At 51.8% G+C, this 24,374-nt stretch carries 16 protein-coding genes; 12 read left to right on the plus strand and 4 right to left on the minus strand.

Features of this window, described 5'->3' with window-relative positions:
- The first annotated feature begins 98 nt into the window (after positions 1-98).
- The 5 genes from CA13_RS25415 to CA13_RS25435 all read left to right on the plus strand — a co-directional run bounded on the left by CA13_RS25415 (position 99) and on the right by CA13_RS25435 (position 8,772).
- On the plus strand, positions 99-371 hold the full coding sequence (locus tag CA13_RS25415) for a hypothetical protein (protein ID WP_146401473.1): 273 nt from the start codon (positions 99-101) through the stop codon (positions 369-371).
- A 162-nt stretch (positions 372-533) separates the two neighbouring features.
- Entirely contained in the window at positions 534-1,505 is a 972-nt protein-coding gene (locus tag CA13_RS25420; protein ID WP_146401475.1) for a LysR family transcriptional regulator, read from the plus strand.
- A gap of 177 nt (positions 1,506-1,682) precedes the next feature.
- On the plus strand, positions 1,683-6,266 hold the full coding sequence (gene gltB / locus CA13_RS25425) for a glutamate synthase large subunit (protein WP_146401477.1): 4,584 nt from the start codon (positions 1,683-1,685) through the stop codon (positions 6,264-6,266).
- Between the two features lie 159 nt (positions 6,267-6,425).
- Positions 6,426-7,928: a glutamate synthase subunit beta gene (locus tag CA13_RS25430; protein WP_146401479.1), complete on the plus strand. Its 1,503-nt coding sequence runs from the start codon at positions 6,426-6,428 to the stop codon at positions 7,926-7,928.
- Positions 7,929-7,932: 4 nt separating this feature from the next.
- Positions 7,933-8,772: a class I SAM-dependent methyltransferase gene (locus CA13_RS25435; RefSeq protein ID WP_146401480.1), complete on the plus strand. Its 840-nt coding sequence runs from the start codon at positions 7,933-7,935 to the stop codon at positions 8,770-8,772.
- Here CA13_RS25435 and CA13_RS25440 read toward each other — a convergent pair.
- On the minus strand, positions 8,751-10,061 hold the full coding sequence (locus CA13_RS25440) for a lipopolysaccharide biosynthesis protein (protein WP_146401482.1): 1,311 nt from the start codon (positions 10,059-10,061) through the stop codon (positions 8,751-8,753). The two genes, CA13_RS25435 and CA13_RS25440, sit on opposite strands and share 22 nt — an antisense overlap.
- A 205-nt stretch (positions 10,062-10,266) precedes the next feature.
- Between CA13_RS25440 and CA13_RS25445 the strand changes: the two genes are divergently transcribed.
- Positions 10,267-11,772 (plus strand): hypothetical protein, encoded by a 1,506-nt coding sequence (locus tag CA13_RS25445; protein WP_146401484.1) that lies wholly within the window; start codon positions 10,267-10,269, stop codon positions 11,770-11,772.
- On the opposite strand, the gene CA13_RS25450 is transcribed toward CA13_RS25445, so the two are convergent.
- Together CA13_RS25450 and CA13_RS25455 are read right to left on the minus strand one after the other, a co-directional pair.
- Complete coding sequence (locus CA13_RS25450; protein WP_146401486.1) at positions 11,769-12,491, minus strand: hypothetical protein; 723 nt, start codon at positions 12,489-12,491, stop codon at positions 11,769-11,771. The genes CA13_RS25445 and CA13_RS25450 overlap by 4 nt on opposite strands.
- 100 nt (positions 12,492-12,591) lie before the next feature.
- Complete coding sequence (locus CA13_RS25455; protein WP_146401488.1) at positions 12,592-13,914, minus strand: Gfo/Idh/MocA family protein; 1,323 nt, start codon at positions 13,912-13,914, stop codon at positions 12,592-12,594.
- 260 nt (positions 13,915-14,174) lie between these two features.
- Here CA13_RS25455 and CA13_RS25460 point away from each other — a divergent pair, with 260 nt between their 5' ends.
- Positions 14,175-15,209 carry a glycosyltransferase family 2 protein gene (locus CA13_RS25460; RefSeq protein WP_419194806.1) on the plus strand — a complete coding sequence of 345 codons (1,035 nt, stop codon included), beginning with the start codon at positions 14,175-14,177 and terminating at the stop codon, positions 15,207-15,209.
- A 182-nt stretch (positions 15,210-15,391) separates the two neighbouring features.
- Here CA13_RS25460 and CA13_RS25465 read toward each other — a convergent pair whose 3' ends face one another.
- The gene (locus CA13_RS25465) at positions 15,392-16,576 is read right to left on the minus strand and encodes an AraC family transcriptional regulator (RefSeq protein ID WP_146401492.1); all 1,185 of its coding nucleotides are present in this window, start codon (positions 16,574-16,576) and stop codon (positions 15,392-15,394) included.
- Positions 16,577-16,799: 223 nt separating this feature from the next.
- On the opposite strand from CA13_RS25465, the gene CA13_RS25470 reads away from it, so the two are divergent.
- The 5 genes from CA13_RS25470 to CA13_RS35655 form a co-directional block, all read left to right on the plus strand.
- Positions 16,800-18,503 (plus strand): ribulokinase, encoded by a 1,704-nt coding sequence (locus CA13_RS25470; RefSeq protein ID WP_146401494.1) that lies wholly within the window; start codon positions 16,800-16,802, stop codon positions 18,501-18,503.
- Positions 18,503-19,192 (plus strand): L-ribulose-5-phosphate 4-epimerase AraD, encoded by a 690-nt coding sequence (gene araD, locus CA13_RS25475; RefSeq protein ID WP_146401496.1) that lies wholly within the window; start codon positions 18,503-18,505, stop codon positions 19,190-19,192. The genes CA13_RS25470 and araD overlap by 1 nt, the downstream gene beginning before the upstream one ends.
- A gap of 12 nt (positions 19,193-19,204) precedes the next feature.
- Positions 19,205-20,668, plus strand: coding sequence for an L-arabinose isomerase (gene araA, locus CA13_RS25480; RefSeq protein ID WP_146401498.1), 1,464 nt, complete (start codon positions 19,205-19,207; stop codon positions 20,666-20,668).
- Positions 20,669-21,169: 501 nt separating this feature from the next.
- Entirely contained in the window at positions 21,170-22,894 is a 1,725-nt protein-coding gene (locus CA13_RS25485) for a sodium:solute symporter (RefSeq protein ID WP_146401500.1), read from the plus strand.
- Between the two features lie 453 nt (positions 22,895-23,347).
- Positions 23,348-24,374 (plus strand): SLC5 family protein (locus CA13_RS35655; protein ID WP_419194807.1); only part of this gene is annotated, 1,027 nt, incomplete at its 3' end.

Raw genomic sequence — 24,374 nt, forward strand, 5'->3', positions numbered from 1 at the left:
GGCATTGGAGCCCTCTGGCAACCGAAATCCAACGAAGACAGGCACGCTCTTTTTGCGCGAGTGGTGTTGGCACGGGTTTCTCTAGGCAAGGCTTTACTATGTGGCGTTCCGTTTTTGTTGCCCTTGGGATCATGGCAATCATCGTGGGAATCGAATTTTTGATGATCGATTCGGCCACCCTCTACGAGGCAGCAACCGCAAAACCGATCAGTTTTTTGGACCCAACCGGTTCACCAGCGGAAGAGGCCACCGTCTTTCGACCGAAGGATTGGATGCCCTGGGCGTTTATTGGTGGCGGAATAATCACCATTGTCTACTCGAAGCTGCTTCCAGCACGCTTTCACAACTGGCGGCATTCGGGCGCTAGCTGATCGGGCTGGCGTGCGGCTTCCTCGCATGGGGGAGCCCCGTGGTGCGGCAATCTTCGCCGCTGACTCACTTGACGTGGCCAGATCGGCTGTTTACCTTGCATAAGCTCGTTTGCGGACGCCGGTCCGTAGTATTAACTTGGCTTATCAAGGCAAGGCCTCAATTTGCATCTGCGAAACCTCGAACTGTTCTGCACAATCGCCGAAGAACGCAGCTTTTCCAAGGCTGCGGCCGAGCATGATTTGACGCAGAGTGCCGTGAGCCAGGCGATGCACCAGTTAGAGGATTCGCTCGGTACCCAGCTGATTGATCGCTCCAAGCGGCCTCTGGTTCTCACGACCGCCGGCCAAACCTACGTCCGCGGGCTTCGCAATGTCCTCCGCCAATTGCACCGACTTGAACAAGAGGTTGCTACACTTGGCGAGAAATTGAGCGGACAGCTGAAAATTGGTACGATTTACTCTGTTGGGCTTTCCTACTTGCCCGACGCGAGTGAAGAATTTGCTCGTTTGCACCCCGAAGTCGATGTGCAGCTGGCTTTTGGAACGAGCGAGCGTGTGGTCGAAATGACGGCGGACGGTGAAGTCGATTTCGGTCTGGTGAGCTTTCCGAAGAATTCAAAGTCGCTGCAATCGGTGATGTGGCAGCAAGAGCCGATGCGGTTGGTTTGTTCGGCCGAACACCATTTTGCCAACCGCACCAACCTTGCCCTCATTGATTTGCAGGGAACAGCGATGGTTGGTTTCGAGCGTGGCTTAACGCTTCGCAAAGAAATCGACCAATATCTGTTGAAGGCTGGCGTGACGGCTGATGTCCGCGTGGAGTTCGATAATGCGGATTCGATGATCCGCATGATTCAAGCGAGTCGTGGACTTGGGATTGTGCCCGAAGCGGCCGTACGTCGCGAAACGGCGAATGGATCCTTGAAAGTGGTTGGATGTCGCGGGCTAAAGATGAAACGGCCTCTCGGAATCATTTTTCGTCGATCAGGGCAACTTAGTAAAGCGGCGAGCGAATTTGGTTCGCTGCTTCTTGGCCGCAGGATTGAGGCGGACAAACGTAAATCCGGCAGCGGGAAGCATGCCGCGGAAAAACACGCAACCGATACAAGGAAAAATACTTCGGTTGTCGCCTAAGCCATGCACGAATGCATGGAAATGAAATCTGGCACAGACATCGATTTTGCACTGAAACATGGCAATGAGGCACGACGAGGCCTCAACGGGAAAGCGATAGAATTCGTAACCCTTTGATCCTCTCGACGTTCGTGTAAATGCATTAACACTTTATTTAGCGAAACGGATAGAAAAACGATGACCACCCCGTCACTCGACAAGAACATCGGCTCTTTTCATTTGCCACCTGCACAGGGTCTTTATGATCCGAAACACGAAAAGGATTCGTGTGGCGTTGGGTTTATCGCGCATATCAAAGGCAAACCGAGCCACCAAATTGTCCTTGATGCGGACCAAATTCTGCAAGCGATGGATCACCGCGGTGCGTGTGGATGCGAGCCGAATACGGGGGACGGTTCGGGCATCATGGTCGGTTTGCCTCACAAGTTTCTTCGTAAAGTTGCCAAGGCGGATCTCGGTGTTGAGTTGCCCGAGCCGGGCCAGTTCGCGGCTGGCTTAGTCTTTTTGCCGACCGACGGAAAAGAGCGAGCTTATTGTAAGGAGACCATTGAATCGTTGATCGCCGAATCAGGCCAGAAATTGATCGGTTGGCGAAAGGTCCCCCAAATGACGGACGCTGCGGACGTCGGGCCAACGGCACGAAGCAGTGAACCCGTCGTGGAACAATTGTTCGTCGGCGCGTCCGATGGACTCAGTGGCGATGCACTCGACCGAAAACTCTACTTGATTCACAAGCAAGCTAGCCATCGACTTCGTGGCAGCGAAGAGCTCGAACAAGCGTTGATGTTCTATATTTGCTCTCTCAGTACCAAAGTGATTATTTATAAGGGAATGCTGACGCCTGCGCAGGTGCTTCCGTATTACCCGGACCTTCGAGACGATGATTTTGAAACGCACTTGGCGATGGTGCATAGCCGTTTTTCGACCAACACTTTCCCCAGTTGGGACCGTGCTCAGCCGCTTCGTTTCATGAGTCACAATGGCGAAATCAATACGCTCAGAGGCAATGTCAACTGGATGCGCGCTCGGTCGGGTTCCGCTGAAAGTGAATTGTTCGGCGATGACCTGAAAAAGCTCTTCCCGGTTTGTGAACCTCACTGCAGCGACTCGGGGACGTTTGACAACGTGCTTGAGTTCTTGTTGATGAATGGCCGGACGCTTCAAGAAGCGATCATGATGATGGTCCCTGAAGCGTGGCAAATGCACGAAACGATGCCTAAAGACAAACGAGCGTTCTACGAGTACTTCTCATGCTTAATGGAACCGTGGGACGGTCCTGCATCGATTGCCTTCACCGATGGTCATTACATCGGCGCGACACTTGACCGAAACGGTCTTCGGCCAAGTCGTTATTACATCACCCACGACGACCGCGTGATTATGGCGAGCGAAGTGGGCGTGTTGCCGGTTGATCCCGCCAACGTGAAATTCAAGGGCCGATTGCAACCAGGCAAGATGTTCCTAGTCGATTTCGAAGAAGGCCGTTTGATTCCCGACGAAGAGTTGAAGAGTTCGTTTGCCAAGAAAATGCCTTACGGCGATTGGCTCAAAGATCAACGGATCCGTTTGGCAGACCTGCATCCCGAAGCAGAAGGCCATGGCTTTGACAGCGAAACGCTTTTGCCACGGATGCAAGCATTTGGTTATACGACCGAAACACTTAGCTTTATGCTGCGTCCTTTGGTGGAACAATTGCGTGACCCTGTCGGTTCGATGGGCAACGACAGTGCGATTGCGTGTCTGAGCGATAAGCCGCGAATGATCTATGACTATTTCAAACAGTTGTTTGCGCAAGTGACCAACCCCGCGATCGATTCGATTCGCGAAGAGGTGATCATGTCGCTCGAATGCTACATTGGCCCTGAGCAAAACTTGCTCGAGGCAACGCCCGAACATTGCCATCGACTTTTGGTTGATCACCCGATTTTGACCAATGAAGAAATCGCAGCGCTCAAGCATGTGAACTTTGAAGGCTGGAATAGCAGAGTCATTGACATCACGTTCGACCGTAGCGAAGGAAAAGCAGGCCTCCGCAGGACACTCGACCGGATTGCGAAGGAAGCCGAAGCCGCGGCGGATGAAGGGATCGAATTAGTCGTCCTCAGTGACCGTGCAATCTGCCACGATCGCGTTCCCGTTAGTGCGTTGATGGCGGTCGGTTCGGTTCACCATCACCTCGTCAAACAGGCGAAGCGAACCAAAATTGGGCTCGCGATCGAAACAGGCGAAGCACGCGAAGTTCATCATCATTGCCTGTTGATCGGCTACGGTGCCGACGCGATCAATCCTTATTTGGCATTTGAATCCTTGTGGCAAGCGCGACGCGACGGATTGATGGATGTCACGATGGACGACGAAAAGGTTGTTGCAGCCTATCGAAAGGGTGTTGCCAAAGGGATGTTGAAGGTAATGGCCAAGATGGGGATTAGCACACTGCAGAGTTACAAGGGTGCACAGATCTTTGAAGCACTTGGCTTGAAGGACGAAATTATTGACACCTGCTTTGTCGGAACCGCGAGCCGAATCCAAGGCGTCTCTTTTGACATCGTTGCCGAAGAAACGCTCCGCCGTCATCGCCTCGGGTTCCCCGATCGTAAATCGGATCGTTCACGTCAACTGCCTAGTCTTGGTGAGTTTCATTGGCGAGCCGAAGGTGAAAAACATGCATGGAACCCACAATCGATCGCTTCGCTTCAAATCGCGGCGCGAACCAATAACGAAGATGCTTATTGGAAGTTTGCACATGCAATCAACGAAGATAATCGGTTCCGTTGCACCCTGCGTGGACTGCTCGGCTTCAAAGAAGGCGTTGCAGGCGATCCCGTTCCGCTAGACGAAGTCGAACCAGCCAGTGAAATCGTAAAGCTGTTTTGTACCGGTGCAATGAGTTTCGGCAGTATCAGTGCCGAATCGCACGAGACGCTCGCCGTGGCGATGAATCGACTCGGCGGTAAGAGTAACACCGGGGAAGGTGGTGAAGACCCCGCCCGGTTTTTGCCGATGGCCAATGGCGATTCGAAACGATCCGCGATCAAGCAAGTTGCATCGGGACGATTCGGTGTAACGATCGAATACTTGGCCAATGCTGATGAAATTCAAATCAAGGTTTCGCAAGGTGCTAAGCCGGGTGAAGGTGGCGAGTTGCCGGGCAAGAAGGTCGATAAGGGCATTGCTCGGATTCGCTACAGTACGCCAGGGGTGGGACTGATTAGCCCACCACCGCATCACGACATCTATTCGATTGAAGACTTGGCTCAATTGATCCACGACCTCAAGAACGCTAACCGGAAAGCACGCGTGAGCGTCAAACTTGTGAGCGAAGTCGGTGTTGGGGTCATCGCATCGGGTGTGGCCAAAGCCCATGCCGATCATATTCTGATTTCAGGCGATACCGGTGGCACCGGCGCATCACCGCTAACGAGTATCAAGCATGCTGGTTTGCCATGGGAGCTCGGTATTGCTGAGACGCATCAGGTACTTGTGCTCAACGACCTGCGTAGTCGCGTGGTTCTGCAAACCGACGGTGGTTTGAAGACAGGTCGTGACGTGGTTGTTGCCGCACTCCTCGGTGCCGAAGAGTATGGTTTTTCGACCGCACCGTTGATCACACTTGGGTGCATCATGATGCGTAAGTGTCACCTTAATACATGTCCGGTTGGTATTGCCACTCAAGATCCTGATCTTCGCAAGAAGTTCATGGGCAAGCCGGAGCACGTCGTGAACTATTTGTTCATGGTCGCCGAGGAAGCTCGCCGAATCATGGCCAAGCTTGGTTTTCGAACGATCAATGAAATGATCGGACGAAGTGATTGTTTGAAGACCGATGATGCGATCAAGCACTGGAAAGCCGATGGGCTTGATCTGACGCCGATTCTGCAGCCGGCTAACAAACCGCATGCGAACGTTGGCGTTCGTTGCACGAGGTCCCAAGATCATGGTTTGGAAAAATCACTTGATTTGACCGTATTGCTCGACGCTGCGAAGCCAGCGATCGAAAACGGTGAGCCGGTCCGAATTGAAACACCCGTCATCAATATTAATCGAACCGTTGGGACGATTCTTAGTAACGAGATTGCCAAGAAATATGGCCAGGCTGGTTTGCCTGATGACACGATTCATATCGCATTGACCGGGTCGGCGGGGCAAAGCCTTGGTGCGTTCCTCGCTCATGGCATTACCATCGAGCTTGAAGGGGATGCAAATGATTACGTCGGCAAGGGACTTTCCGGTGGTCGAGTGGTTATCTATCCACCGCATCAAAGCACCTTTGTCGCTGAAGAAAATGTCCTCGTGGGTAATGTTTGCTTGTACGGTGCAACGGGCGGTCAAGCCTTCCTGCGTGGGCGAGCAGCCGAACGGTTTTGTGTTCGCAACAGTGGCGCCCGAACGGTCATCGAAGGAGTCGGCGACCATGGTTGTGAATACATGACCGGTGGCCGAGTCGTTGTGCTCGGAGACACAGGCCGGAACTTTGCGGCGGGGATGTCGGGTGGGATCGCCTACATTTGGGACAAGCAGGGCAACTTTCATCTGAACTGTAATCAGGCAACGGTCGAACTTGAGAAGATTGAATCGGCGGAGGAAGAAGCCGAGGTGAAGGAGATGATTTCGTTGCATCATCAGTACACTGCTAGCCCCGTTGCCAAGCAAGTGTTGGAAAACTGGGATGAATTTTTGAGCCAATGCGTAAAGGTTATGCCAACGGACTACAAACGCGTCCTCAAGGAAATGGAAGCCGAAGCCGCAATCGCGTCGGCTTAACCGCTGGTTCGTCTTGCGACGCTCTGCTACGGGTCTCGGCACATGCCAAGTAGTGGCAGGCCATTGATTCGAGAAGTCACAACTTATTCGGAAAGTCAAAATCGACTTTCCTCGATCCACCAAACCAAAACACATCCGCTAACTGTAGAGAATTGAAACATGGGTAAGCCAACTGGATTCAAGGAATTTGACCGCAAAAAAGTGCCTTGGCGTCTGCCGGTTGTTCGTATCAACGACTACAACGAAGTTTACACGGAACCGCAAGTCGAACAGCTTCGCGAACAAGGTGCTCGGTGTATGGATTGTGGCGTGCCGTTTTGCCAATCGACCACCGGTTGTCCGATCGACAATTTGATTCCGGAATGGAACGACCTTGTCTACAACGATCGTTGGCAAGAGGCGATCGAGCGTCTTCACAAGACGAATAACTTCCCGGAATTTACCGGCCGCACCTGCCCTGCACCTTGCGAAGGTTCATGTGTTCTTGGAATCAACAATCCACCGGTGACGATCAAGAATATCGAAAATGCCATCGTGGACCGTGCATGGGAAGAAGGTTGGATCAAGCCACAGTTGCCTAAAACAAGGACTGGCAAGAAGGTTGCAATCGTCGGTAGTGGACCGGCCGGATTGACGGCCGCTGACCAACTTAATCAAGCGGGTCACGAAGTCACCGTCTATGAGCGGGCCGATCGTATTGGCGGTTTGTTGCAATATGGTATTCCGAATATGAAACTTGGTAAGGATGTCGTCCAACGCCGTGTCGACAAGATGACTGCCGAAGGAATTAAGTTTGTAACTGGCGCGAATGTCGGCAAAGATATCGATCCGAAAGAATTGGTGAATGGGAACGACGCATTGTTATTGGCGTGTGGTGCTACAAAACCTCGCGACTTACCGATCCCAAATCGCGAGGCCAAAGGGGTCCATTTTGCGATGGAGTTCTTGACTGCGAACACCATGCAAAGTGTTCATGGTGATTCGTTAGGCGACGGTTTCATCAGTGCCGAAGGGAAAGATGTTATTGTGATTGGTGGGGGCGATACCGGAACCGACTGTATTGGAACGAGCCTCCGTCACGGTTGCCGAAGCCTTGTCAATTTTGAACTGCTACCCAAACCGCCCGCAGATCGGGGGGCCGACAACCCGTGGCCTGAATGGCCTCGTATTTACCGCGTCGATTACGGGCACGAAGAAGCGGCAGCAAAATTTGGCCGCGATCCGCGCGAATACCAAATCCTTAGTAAGGAGTTTCTTGTCGATGACGAGGGCAACCTGTGTGGGATCAAGACGGTCGAGGTCAAGTGGACCAGAAGTGATGATGACGGTTGGAAAATGACCGAAGTCGAAGGGAGCGAAAAAGAATGGCCCGCACAATTGATCCTACTGGCAATGGGCTTTCTTGGACCGGAGCAATACGTTGCCGAATCCCTTGGTATCGAAGTCGATCCACGAAGTAACTTCGAAGCCGAACATGGCCGTTTTGCGACTAGTTTCGAAGGAGTCTTCGCAGCCGGTGACTGTCGTCGAGGTCAAAGCTTGGTCGTCTGGGCTATCAACGAAGGCCGCGGCGCCGCGCGAGCGATTGACATTTTCTTGCAAGGATCAAGCGGTATGCCGGCTCCGGGAGTCACAATGGGGACGTCCCTCGAAATAGGTTAAACCAATGGGGAAAACAAAGAAAAAACAGAAGTCAAAACCGACAATGGCGGAGCTAGCCGACAAGTTCGACTGCTACCAAAAATCGGTTCAAACGCCTGAGCATGAAGTCGAGTTCTTCGAAAAAGCGTTTCATGATGTGTACAAAAAGAAGCCGTACTCGCTGCGGGAGGACTTCTGTGGCACTTTCGCCATTTGCTGTGATTGGGTCACTTCCGATTCCATGCGGACTGCGGTGGGAGTCGATCTTTGTTCCGAGACGATTGCTTGGGGACGCGAGCATAATCTTGCAAAGCTTGACCAAGCACAGCAGTCACGCGTGAAGCTCCTCGAGCAAGATGTGCGTAAACGAAACCGCCCGCAGGTGGATGTGTTGGCTGCACAGAACTTTTCGTTTTGGCTGTTCAAAACACGCGACGAAGTGATCGACTATTTCACGATTGCGCGTTCCAATTTAAAAGCCGAAGGCATCATGGTGATGGACATGATGGGGGGCGGTGAGTGCTATACAGAGGAACTTGTCGAGAAGCGTACGATCAAGAAAGGCAAAAAAGGGTTTCGATACGATTGGGAACAAGCCTCGTTCAACCCGATCTCCGGTGACGCGAGTTTCTATATTCACTTCAAGTTCAACGACGGGAGTAAATTGAAGCGAGCGTTCGAGTACCATTGGCGTTTTTGGACCATTCCGGAAGTTCGCGAGATGTTGGCTGAAGCGGGCTTTAGCGAAAGTCACGTCTATTGGGAAATCGAAGACGATGACGACGAAGAGGAAACACGTTGGGAACGACGCGAAAGTGCCGGCAGTGATCCGAGTTGGATTTGTTACATCGTCGCGGTTAAGTGATCACGGACTCTTTTTTTCAAATAGCGATTGGCAATGGTCAAATTCCAAAGTGCCAATGAGCTCGTCGTAATCGCATAGGCGGTTGCCGCGCCCAGTGCGCCTTGGATACTAAAGAGCCATACTGTTAATACGGTCATCATGACGGCATGAATCACCAGCAATGTGATTAATGGTCTTCGCTGGTTGGCAAACAACAAGAACGTCGGGGCGAGTGAAAACATCGTCCAAACACTTGATCCAACCGATACTAAACAGAGCGACGGGTACGCGTAGACGAAATCGTCACCGTAGAGATTCAAAATTCGTTTGCCGTACAAAGCGATCACTCCCAGAAAAATAAGCACACCGACCCCCAATAACTGAAATCGGTTACGTCGCATCTCCAGACCGTGTTTCCAATCGTTCGAATCAAGTACCACAGCAACGTCAGGTTGGAAGTATTTGTCAGTGGATTTTGACAGTAGCAGAATCAAACAACCTGTTTCAAATGCGGGGGCAAGCATCGCTAATTCACCACCTGCATGGGGAATGTAGTGACACAGTACGAGCGTCGAACGGAAAAGCCATGAAGTCAAAAACGCAAGTGCCATGAATGAGAGACTGTTGCTGATCCAATTCGCGTATTGAAACGCAGGTCTTTCGCTGCGTGCGACCGGTTTGGCTCGTAAGAAGCATGCAAGAAGGGCCAAGATCATGCCGACCAGACTGCTGATGCTGAAACAAAGTACGGCGTCAAAAGGCGTTATTTCTGTCACTCGCGTCATCCATCCAATCAGACCGAGCGTCGTTGCGGGGACGAAAATTCGAGCGATCAGTGTGGCTGTTGTCGCCAACCGGAACGACAATAATAGATCGACCGTGACGCCGACGAGTGACATCGAAGGCAAAAATACGAACGCCAATAGAATCACTCGCGAAGCAATCGCGGTTCGAAATAGGGTTTCCACTAAGACAGCAAACCCACCAAGCAGCAAGCTAAGAAGCAATGTTCCCAGCAAGGCGAATCGGAGGTAGCCCGAAAGCATGGCTGATTTTTTGTTGGCAACGAAGACGGGGACTACTTTCAGCGCATACTTTCCAAATCCAGCCTCACCAAGCGACGCAAGGAGTCCGAGTGTCGCGATTGCACCGATATACTGCTCGAATCCCTCGTGGGATAGATTCCGGGCGAGCAGAATCGATGTTGCATAGCCAAGCAAAATCCCTACGACGTTCAAACAGATAAGCAGAACGGGGACGATCTTACTGCTGGTTAGCGGTTCTCGGTCGTGCATATCGCAGTGGGGCACAGTTCAGCAGTCAGTCGAATCAGCAGTTAGTCGCAGGGAAGTCACCGTTACAGAGGTCCATTGAACCCTAGTTTTTAATCATATTCAGTAGCAAATTAGCTTATCGGGTTGAAAAGGGATAGCGATTTTGCCGATGTTATGGGATAGACCCGTTATGCGTATTAGGGTACCGCTTTTCGTCTCGTGAAACATCTTTCGTTGTCCTATGTTGTTAGCTGCGATCAAACGAACGACTGCGGCTCTGCGATATGCAATCTATTTTCTTGCGATTGTCGTTTGCAATCAATCCGGTTGGAGTCAAACGCGGGACGATCTTTGGCTCCAATCGAACCCCTTTGAAGACCAGGTCAATCGTCACGAATTAGGTGAGTTTTTCGCGGTCCAACGTCGGTTTCCTGATCCGGTTGTTGTGGAGACGACGGCGATCCCATCTGCGAATTCACAAGTGCCACTCATGGGCCGAGTTGATTCGGTCGATCCGAGCCCATCGACCGCCGTCGTCGCAATGCAATTGCCCGTGCGAGTTGGCTATGACGGGGGTTTCACGATCGCAAGCCAGCGAGACTTAGATCTCGGTGCTGAGGCATTTCCCTATTGGTTCCGTATCAATGGTTACGGGCAAATTCGCGATACCATCTTTGATTCTCGGAACGAAAACCCAAGCCTGAACCAATTGCAGCTCAAACGCGCCCGAATCTTAATGCAGGGACACGCGTTCAGTTCGGACATCAAGTATTTCGTCCAACTCGATGGGCGAAGCAATTCTGGCGACAACCTGCGCATCCTCGATTACTACCTTCAATTTGACCTGAGCCACCAAGTAATGAACTTGGCGCCGGGAAGGTTTGGGATTAAAGCCGGACTTTATAAAATGCCATTCTCAATGGCGCGGGAACTCAGTGGAAAGCAATTCGAGTTTGCCGATCGGTCCATGGCGAGTCTCTATTTTGATGTGAATCGATCTTTAGCGTGGGGGCTCTACGGATCAACGACGGGACTTTATCGGCCGATCTATTGGGACGTTGCTCTGTTCAACGGGCTAGTCACTGGTGGTGAGGAAACCGGCAGTAGCGGAACGATCGACAATAACAACGCTGTATCGTTTACTGCGTTTTTTTATCCAACTGGCAATTGGGGACAAAGCGAATTGGCTGACTTTGAAATCCACCAAACGTTGGCGACACGGATTGGTGCTGGTGCCGCCTTTAGTACCATCAATCGGATTGGTGTAACGGAGTTTAATTCCATTCGAGTTGTTGATTCAGGGCGTCAGTTGTCGAGTTTGCTACCTCCGTCGGTTGATGAATACTCGGTGGCGCTCTATTCGATCCATGGGTCAATGAAATACCAGGGGCTATCTTCAACGATCGAATACTATTTTCGGAGTATCAACCACTTTAAAGGTGCATCGATTCCCGATCTGTTCGACCATGGGATGTGGTTGCAACTTGGTTACTTTGCGATCCAAGATAAGCTGCAAATTCTAGCGCGATGGTCTTCTGTTTCTGGAAATTCGGGAACACTTGGCCAAGAAAATCAGAATGCCAATGAAATTGCAGGAGGGGCGGTTTGGTATTTCCGCGGCCAGCATGTGAAGCTCACCGTTGACGCGACCTATCTAGACGGAGCACCGATTAGTTCCTCGGCGCTGGACATTGCCCCAGGTGATGAGGGCTGGCTTTATCGAACTCAGCTGCAATTCAGTTTCTAAAGCCCTAGCGTGACGGCCAATCCGCAAACGGTCACTACCAAACCGGCCGCAGCGTGTCCAAACCTTTCTAACCAAGCTAAACGTATTCCTCTGGTACCAACGACCAAGCCGGCAACGATCATCGACATCGTACCAATGGTGGCAAGTGAAAACAGCATTGCCACTAAAACGACGCCCCACCAAGAGGATTTAGCCGCTGGATACATTAGTAGCGGAATCAACGGTTCGCATGGGCCAAAGATAAAAATGGTAAACAGGACCCAAGGAGTCAACGAAGGTTTGGCCGCCATCGTCTGTTCATCGTCACTGTGGCTATCAGCACTGTGGCTATCGTCACTGTGGCTATCAGCACTGTGGCTATCAGCGTGTACGTGAGGATGCGAATGTGTTTTTCCACGTATGGCATGGACGATTCCCCAAACCATGTAGAGCAGGCCGAAACCAATTAGCAACCAACCAGCGACATTGCCACGAATCCCTTCGAACCACTCCAAGCGTGTCAACATGATTCCCGTCGCGATGCCAAGCAGCCCGACAAGAACGGAACCAATCACGTGTCCAATGCCGCAAAGAACCGTAACAACCATCGTCTTTCGAAGCGACCACATTCCCGCACGTGACATCGCCACAAAGGGAGCGTAGTGATCAGGACCGAGCAGCGTATGGACGACGCCGATCGAGACCGCTGCCCAGCAGAGAATCATTAAATCGTGCGACATAGTGAGTGAAGATGCTCTGCGGATAGACCGTTGAAATGGATGCTTTCGAAGCGAGTAGTATAACGGTCTATCGGCAACTGCTCTAGTACTTCTTAGGCGTTTACAGCACGTTGGTTACACCCGGCATCGCACAGGCGTACGTGCCATCATCCTCCGGTTTGACGGGCGTATCGGCATCCCAGGTCATCGCCTTGGGCTTCAGGTCGACCTGCGAGTTGAGGCCATCTTCGTACGAAATGATTTTGCCCGAGTAGGCTGCCATTCGACCAAGAATTGCTGTCATCGTACTGCTGGCACCATAGTCACCTTCGTTGTAGGGACGCCCTTCCAAAAGTGCAGCAAACAAATCGTCGTGTTCAAGTTGATGTCCATCCGGTCCACGGGGAATCGCTACCGGTTTTGCTCCGTCGACCATGATGTTCGCCGTGCCGTGACCCTCAATGTGGATCTTTCCCTTGGTGCCATGTGCGTCTTGTGAGAAGCTGTTCCAGCAATTTGGGATGTGTCGACAATAGCTAAACATCTTGGCGCCATTGGCATAGGTGAACTCGATGGAAAAATGATCAAAGATCTCGCCATACTGTGGCCCCTTGCGAAATTGTCGTCCCCCGGCGCCACGTGCTTCGACGGGCGGACCGTCCATAATCCAATTGCAGACATCAAGATCATGCACATGTTGTTCGACAATGTGATCGCCGCCGGCCCAAGTAAAGTAATACCAATTGCGAGTCTGATGTTCCATTTCTGTTTGGTCTTGCTTGCGAGGCATCACCCAAACGCCACCTGAATTGAAATAGGCTCGCATAAACATCACATCGCCAATGTCTCCACTGCGAATTCGATCGATCGATTCGCGATGCTTGATTTCATGTCGCAGGTGGTGACCTACCGCAACTAGCAACTGCTTTTGTTTCGCCTTCTCATTTGTAGCGAGAACGCGGCGGACGCCCGGCGCATCGGTCGCCACTGGCTTTTCCATAAATACGTGCCTACCCGCTTCTACGGCTGCTTCGAATTGATCGGGACGAAAACCAGGGGGGCTGCAAAGCAAAACCATATCAACATCACATTCAATTGCTTTTTGGTAAGCGTTAAGTCCAACGAAGCGACGTTCTTCAGGAACATCTACCTGATCAGGGCATTGAGCCTGGATGCTCTTGTGAGCAAGTTCAAGTCGATTCTTGAAAGCATCTGCCATGGCAACCAACTTGACCTTGGCACCAGCCGCATTTTTGATCGCTTGCATTGCCGCACCTGTTCCACGTCCGCCACAACCGATCAAAGCAATGCGGATTTCATCGCTGCCCGCTGCATGGGCACTGCGGGCAAGTGACAGTGAGCCAGCGACTGCAACGGCACTTGCCGACCTCATCAGGGTTCGTCGAGAGAGAGGGGCAGACGATTGCTTGTCGATGGAATTCATGGTAGGCCTTTCGTTTCGGGAGGAAGGTGGGACCATAGAAGAAAGGGACAAAGACTTTCAAATGGGTTGCCTATAGTATAGCGTGGTCGAAGGCGGTTTGTGTGTTAGAACAATCGAGGATGTACTAGGAGCTATCGATTACAATTTATTCGCTTCTCAGCGTTCTTTCGTTTCTGATTGCAGTCGGCACGCTGCTCATTGGCCTATTGTTTTTGCGAGTCCTCCATACCGTCCGGTTCGTCGCGCCGGCTGACAACGCGGTGGAGATAGACTCCTCGATTTGTGTAATCGTACCGGCCCGGAACGAGGAATTGGATTTGCAAATGGCGGCCGAGAGCATTCTTGGTCAACAGCTTCCCGTTCCGATGCGGGTCGTGATTGTCAACGATCATTCGTCCGACCAAACGCCGGTGATCGCTGATTCGCTTGCTGATGGCGATCAGCGAGTGAGCGTCATTCATGATCCACCGATGCGCGACGGATGGTTCGGAAAAGCCAACGCGATGCAGCATGGCCTTGATGCCACATCCGAATCTGTTGTCGTCTTTACGGATGCCGATGTGCTTCATTGTTCTCATTGTTTTTCCGCAGCAGTTTCGGAGATGGACTCAACTGATGCCGACTTCCTCAGTCTGTTCCCGTATGTTCATTTGGAATCCTTTTGGGAAAATGCCCTCATCCCTCACTTGATGATTGTGGGAATGGTTTGCTTTTTGAGTAAGAGTATTAACGATCCAAAATCGAATAGTGCTGTCGCTGCTGGGGCATTTATAATGACGCGTCGCAGAGTGCTTAACAGAGTCAATGGACTCGAAGGGATCAAACGCGAATCGATCGACGATGTGATGTTGGCGCGGCACATTAAGCAGCACGGTTTTGTGACTGAATTTTGTTTCGCACCGGAATGCATGAGCGTTCGGCTATTCAAAAGCAATCATGATGCTTTTTGGGGGTTTACCAAAAATATTCTTGGCGCACTCGACCGAGTGACAATGGCGTTGCCGCTCATGTTCTTGCCGCTCGTTGTTTACGGCGTTCCGATCCTTACGTTTGTCTTAGGGTGCCAAGCGAGAAACACTTGGATGATGGCAACGGGATTGGGTGCCTATTTAACGCAGGCTTGTTTGCTACTTCCCGCAGCACGACTGAGTCGTATCCAGTGGGCCAAGGCAATCTGTTTTCCTGCGGCGGCAATTCCTGTTTTTTGCTGTTTCGCCAAGGCGCTCTATCACCACTACCTCCATGGCGGCGTGTACTGGCGCGGTCGTGTTCTTTCACGCAATGAGAAAGCCTGAAAATTCTCCAGAACCGTTTTCCCCCTGTCCATGTAACGATTGCATCAAACCGTTCTCGATGGAATGGCTTGTCAACAGACTTTACCGCTCCATCAGCCATCAATCGTTGCGCCGCACGGTTATGTCTTGTACCAATACGCGCAGCCAGAATTGCATGCAGCCAGTATTCCTGTTGTGAAAAGTCAATTCGTTCCGGCATCGCCGCGAAGTTTTCGGCGGTAACGCGACGGCGTTATCCCGTAGCTCTTTCGAAAGACTTGGATGAAATAGCTTGGCGTCCTGTACCCGGAAACTTCCGCAATTTTGGGGATAGGTAAATCCGACTCTAACAATAGCGTTCGGGCTCGTTGCAACCGAATTCGCTGTAGCTCCGAATGGAGAGTGCGTCCCACTGTATGCAGAAAACGAATTTCCAAGTTCCGTCGCGAGATGTTCAAACGCTCAACAATATCAGCAACTTGGATCGACTCGTTCGCATGATCATGAATGAAACGAATCGCTTCGACGATGTCTGCATCATCGATCGCGATCATGTCGGTACTGCGCCGAGTCACTACGTTGAGTGGTTCTGCGATCAAGCACTGGTGGTCGACCTTTTCACCACGCATCATCCGGTCAAGCAATTCGGCCGCTCGATAGCCAACGCCCGATGCGTTTAGGGCAACACTGGAAAGGGGAGGATCCGAAAGTTCGCAGAGCAGGTCATCGTTGTCCACGCCGATCAAAGCGAGTTCTTCGGGGATGCGAATACCTGCTAAATGGCAAGCTTCGGCGACTTCGCGACCGCGTTGGTCATTACACGCCATGACGGCAATCGGTAACGGCAAGTTTGAAAGCCATTTTGCCAACCGCGGTTGTTCCCGTTCCCAAACGTGATTACGTGCTGACTTGGGTGGTTGGTATTGATGTACTTTACATCCTGCTTTCTCGATTGCTTGACAAAAGGACTCTTGGCGTTTTTCGGACCAAATGCGATGGGCGATTCCTACATAGGCAAACTCTTGAAAACCGCGTCGAAGCAAATATTCCGCAGCCATCTTGGCCGCGCCCTCCGAGTCGGATTTCACTTCACTAAATTGAGACAGTGTGTGAACCGCTGTGAGATGTTGGTTCGAGAGGTCTAACGCAATCGTCGGCAACCCCGATTCGAATATCGCCTTGGCTATCGCTGGCGTTTCGACTCTTGCAATGATCCCCGTGCCGCCCCATTCTCGCATGCGGGGTAACGCTTGTTCGAAGTCACCGGGCGTCAAGTAGAAACGCCAAGGACCGTGAAGTCGGCTATAGCGAATGATTCCGCGGAGCATTTGTTGGCCATAACCCCGAGCGGTTTCGACGAGCAATGCGACTTTGGGTGGTCCGGGCAAAAGATCGCCTTGTGTTGAATTTGGGTCGCGATGTAAGTGCGCAATTCTGATATTTTATTTCGCATGCGCTTACTTGTGAAGGCGATCTTATGGCACTAACTTGAGTACAAAATCAATGAAGTGAAAATTTTCGCCCCAGTAAGCGAGTTCGCGGAGGTGGACGAATTGTCACTTCATCGTTTTCTGCTCACTTCCCACATTGAAATTGAGGACACGCAAGAGCATGAGTGAATCGGTTGAAAAGCAGTTTGCTATTGGTGTGGATTATGGAACCAACAGTGTCCGAGCGCTCGTCGTCGATGTCGCTGATGGAAACGAAATCGCTTCTTCAGTCTTCGAATATCCAAGTGGCGATCAGGGGATATTGCTTGATCCAAAGGATCCCAACTTGGCTCGGCAAAATCCAGCTGACTATATCGAGGGTTTCTACGGCTCGGTCTCAGCGGCTTTGAAAGAAGCGAGTAAGCAGAGCGGATTCGATGCTCAGCGTGTGATCGGTATTGGCGTGGATACCACGGGATCGACGCCGCTTCCGGTTGAAGAAAACGGCATGCCTTTGGCGATGAATCCCCAATTCAAGGAGAATTTAGCTGCTCACGCATGGCTTTGGAAAGATCACACCTCGGCTGCCGAAGCGGCTGAGATCACTTCACAGGGTCAGGGATCCGAAGATGGCTATTTGTCCAAATGCGGTGGTATTTATTCGAGCGAATGGTATTGGTCCAAGATTCTTCATTGCAAACGGTCAGCACCCGAGGTCTTTGAAGCTGCCTATGCGTGGGTGGAATTGGCCGACTTTGTTCCGGCATTCATCACGGGCAACTTGAAGCCTGAGACAATGCCCCGAGGCATTTGCGCTGCTGGGCACAAGGCAATGTTCCATGACGATTGGGGCGGACTTCCGAAGAAGTCGTTTTTGCAGAAGTTAGACGCCGATTTACTGAAAGTATCCGAGCACTACACCGAGCAGTCGTCGACTTGTGACCAAAAGGTTGGTGGGTTAACCGGAGAAGTTGCCCACAAAGTTGGTTTGCCCGCCGGAGTTCCTGTTGCTGTCGGCGCGTTCGATGCACACATGGGTGCGGTCGGTGCGGGGGTGAAGCCCGGAACGCTCGTGAAGATCATGGGGACGAGCACGTGTGACATCACGGTTTGGCCGCTTGATAAACCGATTGCCGACATCCCAGGCGTTTGCGGCATCGTTCCTGGTTCGGTCCTGCCCGGGATGTACGGGCTCGAAGCCGGTCAATCCGCAGTCGGTGATATTTTCAATTGGTTCGTCAAACAGTTGGTCCCAGAGAAATATTCTGGCGGAGGCGATGCTCACGTCGAATTGACCAAAGCAGCTGAGAAGTTGGAGCCCGGTGAAAGTGGCCTTCTTGCGCTTGATTGGAACAATGGGAACCGAACCGTATTGGTCGATCCGCTGCTTTCGGGTTTGATTGTGGGACAGACGTTGCATACAAACGCAGCGGAAGTCTACCGGGCACTGGTCGAAGCGACGGCGTTTGGAGCACTGACCATCATTAACCGCTTTGAGCAATATGGTGTAGAAGTCAAGGAAGTCGTCAATTGTGGCGGGATCGCCGAAAAAAATCCAATGGTGATGCAGATCTATGCGGATGTATGTAACCGTCCAATGAAGATTAGTCGCTCCGCGCAGACCTGTGCCTTGGGCGCAGCCATCTTTGGCTCGGTCGTCGGCGGATCTTATCCGAGTGTCCCGGCGGCACAAGAAAAGATGACGGGCACAAAGCCGACCATTTACCAACCTCGCAAAGGAGCGGTCGAAACGTATGCAGAGTTATACAAACTTTACATGCAGCTTCATGATGCGTTTGGGACCGGAAGCTACACAGGCAAAATTGATAACGTGATGAAGGACCTGATTGCGATTCGAACGCGTGTCGCGAAGGGAAATAGTTAATGCTAGAAGAATTGAAAGAACAAGTCTTCGAGGCCAACATCGAATTGGTGAACCAAGGACTTGTGACGTTAACGTGGGGCAACGTGAGCGGGATTGATCGAGAACGAAACTTAGTGGTGATCAAACCAAGTGGCGTTGCCTACACCGAAATGGAATCATCCCAAATGGTGGTGGTCGATTTCGATGGCAAGTTGGTGGAAGGAGACTATCAGCCATCGACCGATACCCCCACGCACGTTCGATTATACAAACATTTTCCCGTGATAGGCGGAATCACGCATACTCATAGCTCCCATGCGGTGATGTTCGCTCAAGCCCGACGCGAAATTCCATGCTACGGCACCACGCATGCGGATCATTTTTATGGTCCCGTGCCACTTACCCGACCGCTGTCCGAACAAGAAGTCACCCAGTCGTACGAGGCCAGCACGGCGGATGCGATCATCGAGCGATTTGCGGATTTAGACGCAGCCGCGCTGCCAGCGGTTTTGGTCGCCGGTCACGGCCCGTTCGCTTGGGGGCCGACTCCGGCGAAGTCGGTCGAAAATGCGGTCGCTCTCGAAGCGGTTGCTCAAATGGCGATGGGGACGATGCAGATCAATGTAAACTCACCGGATCTTGAATCTTACGTACTTGAAAAACACTTCAAACGCAAACATGGACCTGCGGCTTACTACGGTCAAAAATAGTTGAGAACAAATATGAACTTTCAAACAAAAGAAATTTGGTTCGTTACTGGCAGCCAGCACCTCTATGGTGAAGAAACCCTCAAGCAAGTTGCCGACAATAGTCGTCAAGTCGTTGCGGGGTTGAACGATTCGAAACGCTTGCCCGTGAAAGTGGTTTTCAAGCCAGTGGTCACGACGCCTGATGCCATTACGCAGCTTTGTCGCGACGCGAATGGTTCTCCCGAATGCATTGGTTTGATTTGTTGGATGCACACGTTTTCGCCGGCGAAGATGTGGATCGCTGGACTGAATCTTCTCGACAAACCGATGGCTCACTTGCATACCCAATTCAATCGCGACTTGCCGTGGGCAACGATTGATATGGACTTCATGAACCTGAATCAAGCCGCACATGGCGACCGCGAATTTGGGTTTATTTGCACTCGGATGCGTAAGAATCGCAAAGTGATTGTCGGCCATTGGCAAGACAGTGAAGTGCACGATCGGTTGTCCGCATGGACTCGTGCCGCGATCGGTGCTGCGGAAATGCGAAGCTTGAAAGTTGTGCGGTTTGGCGACAACATGCGTCAAGTCGCAGTCACCGAAGGTGATAAAGTTGAAGCACAGATGAAAATGGGTGTCGAAGTCAATACCTTCGGCGTCGGTGACTTGGTAGAACAAATCGCCACGGTCGGGGAAAGCGAAATCGATGAGATGGTGTCGAAGTACGATGCCGAGTATGCGGTCGCCGCAGAAATGCAAACCGGGGGGAAACAGCGTGATTCGCTGCGATATGCTGCAAAGGTGGAAATTGGACTGCGAACATTTCTTGAAAGTGTAGGCGCGTGTGCGTTTACAGATACGTTTGAAGACTTGCACGGGCTGGAGCAATTGCCTGGAATGCCGGTCCAACGCTTGATGGCCGATGGTTATGGGTTCGGTGGCGAAGGGGATTGGAAAACGTCGGCGCTCGTTCGCGTGGCAAAAACGATGGCCGATGGAATGGATGGTGGCACTTCATTTATGGAAGATTACACCTACCATTTCCATCCTGATGGGCATCGTGTGCTTGGTGCGCACATGCTGGAGATCTGTCCCTCTATCGCGGCTGGAAAGCCATCGTGCGAAGTTCATCCGCTTGGCATCGGCGGCAAATCCGATCCCGTTCGTTTGGTTTTTACGACGCCACCGGGCCCCGCGATCAATTTGGCCATGTTGGATCTTGGCGATCATTTCCGATTGTTGGTGAACGAGGTGGATGCCGTTGCACCCGAGCATCCGCTTCCGAATCTGCCAGTTGCCAGTGCTCTTTGGAATCCGCGTCCTGATTTAAAGACCGCTGCGGCAGCTTGGATTTACGCTGGTGGACCTCACCACACGGTGTTTAGCCAAGCATTGACGAGCGAGCATATCGAAGACTTTGCAGAGATCATGGGATTGGAGTGTCTGTTTATTGATGCTGAGACTCGGCTCCGATCTTTTAAGCAGCAGTTATAGCGATGGAGATTTTTCATAGAGGTTGCCAAAGGACTGCTTTGACCGAGTGAGGTTGGTGAGTTCAAGGGGCTTTCGGGCCCGTTTGGGCTGAGTCTGGAGACGCCAGTTTTCCGAACACGTTGCTTTGGACCATATTGATTTGGACCGCGGCGATGGTGGAATTTGTTTAGTTGGAAGCAATTCGTCACGCTCGAATAGGCTGGCTTCGGCGTCGCCTAAAATTTGGCGTTCTACAGTGCGTTGTTGGTCTCTACAAACGGCTGCAGAATCAGTTCGGCGGTACTGAATACGCCTGAGACCAGTTGGATGAAAGGAAGTAGTTCATTGGAATTCGCGAACAGCAGAGAAGAACCAACTGCATTCAGCTGGTGATTCTCAGCAGTGCTCTATTAACGCGAGCTGCCAACGCCATGAAGGCGATGTAATGAAGGGATAAGCATTGTCGCCGCAAACACGGTCTCAATGCTTACTGCGGACAAAAACAATCAGCGGAGAAACACAATGCAGTGGTTAGATTGGGGGGTAATGGGCGTTTTTGCGCTCGCACTTATCGGAATTATTATTTGGGTGGTACGACAAAAAGAAGAGTCTTCCCAAGACTATTTTTTGGCAGGTCGCGGTGCAGGTTGGCTGGCCATCGGGTCGTCAATCTTTGCGTCGAACATTGGTTCAGAGCATTTGATCGGCCTTGCCGGTGCGGGGGCCTCAAGTGGGATGGCGATGGCCCACTGGGAAATCCAAGGCTGGATGATCCTGATTCTGGGCTGGGTATTCGTTCCTTTCTATTCCCGAAGTATGGTCCTCACCATGCCGGAATTTCTAGAACGACGTTACAACCCTCAGTCTCGCACCATTCTATCGCTGATTTCGTTGATCAGTTATGTACTCACCAAAGTCGCCGTCACGGTGTACGCCGGTGGTCTTGTTTTCCAGAAAGTGTTCGGCATCGACACGGTCCAGATCTTATCATGGGAGATCGACTTTTTCTGGATTTCGGCGATCGGTTTGGTTTTGATTACCGCGATTTACACCGTTTTAGGCGGGATGAAATCGGTTCTCTACACATCCGTGCTGCAAACCCCGATTCTACTGCTAGGGTCGGCGGTGATCGTGGTGCTCGGCTTGAAGTCGTTGGGTGGTTGGAACGAGATGATGACGGTCGTTCGCGCCACGCCGGTCAATGAGTTTGGCGACGGTATGGGGAACCTCATTCGCAGCAATAGCGATAGGGACTTCCCGTGGCTCGGCGTTTTGATCGGTTCTTCTGTGATCGGTTTTTGGTACTGGTGTACGGATCAGTTTATTGTGCAACGGGTTCTGTCTGGCCGCGACCAGCAACAAGCTAGACGTGGTGCGATCTTCGGGGCCTACTTGAAGCTGACCCCGGTATTCCTGTTCCTCATTCCGGGGATGATTGCATTTGCCATGTCGGCTAAGAATATCGAAGTCAATGGTACCGTTTTCCAATTGGCGGATCCTGATGCAGCTTTCCCCTCCTTGGTGGCGGCGTTACTTCCGGCCGGCGTCAAAGGGCTGGTGGTCTGCGGTATCCTGGCGGCACTGATGAGCTCGCTGGCTTCACTATTCAACTCGTCGGCCATGTTATTTACCATCGACTTCTATCAGAAGTTCAGGCCGAACGCGTCGCAACATCGATTGGTGTATGTAGGCCGTATTGCGACCGTCGTGATCGTCATTTTGGGGATTTTGTGGATTCCGATTATGAAGAGTATCGGCGATGTTCTTTATACCTATCTTCAGGACGTACAGTCCGTGCTGGCTCCTGGTATCGCCGCAGCATTCTTGCTTGGCGTGTTCTGGAAGCGAGCTTCCGCTCTGGGCGGGATGTGGGGTTTGCTTTCCGGTATGATTGTCGGCCTAACCCGACTGGGGGCGAAGGTTTACTATACGACCCAAGCTGGACAAGGAAATGACGTGCTGGAATGGGCAGAGACCAATGGTGTCGACAACTGGTTCTACAACCTGTTCTACGCAACCAACTGGCTCTTCTTTTCTGGTGGCATGCTGATCTTTTGCATGTTGGTTGTGGTTGCCGTCAGTCTTGTGACCAAGGCTCCGGATGCCGAAAAGATCAGAGGTTTGGTCTTTGGCACGGCGACAGAGGAGCAGCTTGCAGAAACGAGGCAGAGCTGGAATATGATGGATGTGGTCCACAGCTGCATCATTTTGACCATCACCGGCGTATTCTATTGGTACTTCTGGTGATCCACGTTTGAAACGGTGTTTTTAGCCTAGCGCCCATTGGCCAGCCAGGCAGGTTGATTCGTCATCGTATAGAGAAACGGGGCTGCGAGTAACCGTGCAGGGAATGGCGATGCAATGGACGTTGGCTTTTGTAGAGGGTCAATCCGTTTCATGCTGGGGCATCAGCCACCGAGCGTTAAGTCGCGGTCACACGAGGACCATGGCCTGATGCTCGGTGGCTGTTTTGCGTAAATGGGAAAGCTAATTTGGCCGAGGCCTTTGTAGAGCCGGCTTGAATGGTCTTCTGTCGTTACCAGATCCGCTGACCCTCGAACCATGCGAAGGAATTCTGATATCATGGACGCCGAAATCCTGTTTATTCATGCCCACACGCGGCTAAGGTAAGCAGTGCCGCAAGTCTAAGTTATATCGATTTCGGTTCGCCTCCCTCTAAACAACGCACAGGTCACGACAATGATGGAAGTAATTGACTGGGTGATGATTGCCCTCTACTTTGGTCTCCTTCTAGGGGTGGCTTGGTGGGTCATTGCCAAAAGCAAAGACACGGCGGACGATTATTTCTTGGCCGGTCGAAATTTGAGTTGGTGGGTGGTCGGGGCGTCGATCTTCGCCTCGAACATTGGATCGGAACACTTAGTTGGTCTGGCGGGATCTGGGACGACCGACGGTGTCGCAATGGCTCACTACGAGTTGCATGCGTGGTGTTTGTTGGTGCTCGGGTGGGTACTTGTGCCGTTTTATATGAGGTCGCAAGTCTTTACGATGCCCGAGTTCTTAGAGCGTCGCTATAGCCCCGCATGTCGTTGGGTTTTGTCGCTGATCTCGCTTGTTGCCTATGTTGTGACCAAGATCGCGGTTGGCATTTTTGCCGGCGGTATTGTTTTCTCCGTGCTGCTTCCCGAGATGCGACTTGGGCCACTCGACAGTTTTTGGATCGGATCGATTTTGGTGATCCTGCTAACCGGTGCGTATACGGTCCTCGGTGGTCTGCGGGCGGTCGCCTATACCGAGGCGCTGCAAACCTTGGTCCTGATCGCCGGTTCGATACTCGTCACTTACTTTGGGCTCCAGGCACTGGGTGGATGGTCGGAACTTCGCGAGATTTGCGGTTCGGAAATGTTCAATCTATGGAAGCCATTGGTTCCCGAAGGAGTCGAAGCGACTTGGGCACCTGTTAAAGAAGAAGGCCGGATGGCGTGGTACTTTAATGACAACTACCCGTGGTTGAGCATGCTGTTTTGTGCTCCTGTGATTGGTCTATGGTACTGGTGTACTGACCAATACATCGTTCAACGAACACTTGGAGCACCGAATGAAACCGAAGCACGCCGCGGATCGATTTTCGCTGCGATGTTAAAGCTGCTTCCTGTATTCATCTTTATCATCCCCGGCATGATCTGTTTTGCCTTAGCCAAGACAGGGGCTTCGGAGGGGATTCAGCAAGTGTTGATTGGCGAAGACGGCAACGTGATTCGTGAAG

The organism is Novipirellula herctigrandis, from assembly GCA_007859835.1.
GTDB lineage: Bacteria > Planctomycetota > Planctomycetia > Pirellulales > Pirellulaceae > Novipirellula_A > Novipirellula_A herctigrandis.